This is a genomic window from Pseudooceanicola endophyticus (genome assembly GCF_018760365.1).
GTDB classification, from domain to species: domain Bacteria; phylum Pseudomonadota; class Alphaproteobacteria; order Rhodobacterales; family Rhodobacteraceae; genus Pseudooceanicola; species Pseudooceanicola endophyticus.
The window spans coordinates 1-1,173 of sequence record NZ_JAHIAB010000046.1 but is presented as its reverse complement, the minus strand read 5'-3'; the positions used below and the strand labels follow the sequence as shown (position 1 = coordinate 1,173).

The following is a 1,173-nucleotide window of genomic DNA, read 5'->3' as shown; positions in this document are numbered from 1 at the left end:
ACCTCGGCGAAGATCGTGGTTTCGGGCGGTCGCGGCGTCGGTTCGGAGGCGGATTTCGCGCTGATCTCGGGCCTGGCGGACAAGCTGGGCGCGGCGGTGGGGGCCTCGCGCGCGGCGGTGGATTCGGGCTTTGCGCCGAACGACTGGCAGGTCGGCCAGACCGGCAAGGTCGTGGCGCCGGACCTTTACGTTGCGGTCGGGATTTCCGGGGCAATTCAGCACCTTGCGGGGATGAAGGACAGCAAGGTGATCGTCGCGATCAACAAGGACGAGGAGGCGCCGATCTTCCAGGTCGCCGATTACGGCCTGGTCGCGGACCTCTTCGAGGCCGTCCCCGAGCTGACCGCAAAGCTCTGATCCCAAGGACACCCATCAAAAGGCCCGCCCTGGCGGGCCTTTTTGCTGTCCGTCCCGCGCGCAGAATTGTCCCGGAAGGCATGGCGCCATACCAATCTCAAGGCATGGCGACAGCCAAGGTCCCGCGCCATGTGCCAAACATTTCAAGATATTTTACAGACATTCTTCCCGCTGCCCCGCCATTCACCATGCTCCCAGGTTATGGCGGTCCAAGATTATCCGATCTTCTGGTCCGCGACATGGACGCCTAGGATAGGATCAGGACCGCCGGCGCCCGCCGCTCAGCGTGACCCGGAATGCCAACCTCCCGGACACCGGCAAGGATGACAGGACAGCCCTTCGGGGCCCGCCCTGGAAGGAGAATGACGTGACCCATAATAAACCCCTCGCAGAGGCCGCGCGTCGGCATCTGCTCGACCCCGCTGCCAGCCTCAAGACCCTTGGCCAGAAGGCCCTGCCGCGCCTCGACCGGGCCGAGGGCATCTATGTCGTGGACGAAAACGGTCATCGCCTGATCGACGGTCCCGCCGGCATGTGGTGCACCCAGGTCGGCTACAACCGCCGCGAGATCGCCGATGCGATGGCCGGGCAGGCGATGAACCTGTCCTATACCTCGCCCTGGTACATGGGCAATTCTCCGGCGATCCGGCTGGCCGAGACGATCGCGCGCCTCACGCCGGGTGATCTGAACCGGGTGTTCTTCACAACCGGCGGCTCGACCGCCGTCGATACGGCCCTGCGCTTTGTCGAGTTCCGCAACAACGTGCGCGGCCTGAAGGACAAGAAGGGCATCATCGTCCAGGTCGATGGCTATCA

The 1,173-nt window shown here is 64.5% G+C and carries 2 protein-coding genes; both read left to right on the top strand.

Annotated elements, in window-relative coordinates:
- Positions 1 to 357 (top strand): electron transfer flavoprotein subunit alpha/FixB family protein (locus tag KM176_RS24760; RefSeq protein ID WP_215558850.1); only part of this gene is annotated, 357 nt, incomplete at its 5' end.
- A 367-nt stretch (positions 358 to 724) separates the two neighbouring features.
- A partial coding sequence (locus KM176_RS24755; protein ID WP_215558849.1) for an aminotransferase class III-fold pyridoxal phosphate-dependent enzyme occupies positions 725 to 1,173 on the top strand: 449 nt, incomplete at its 3' end.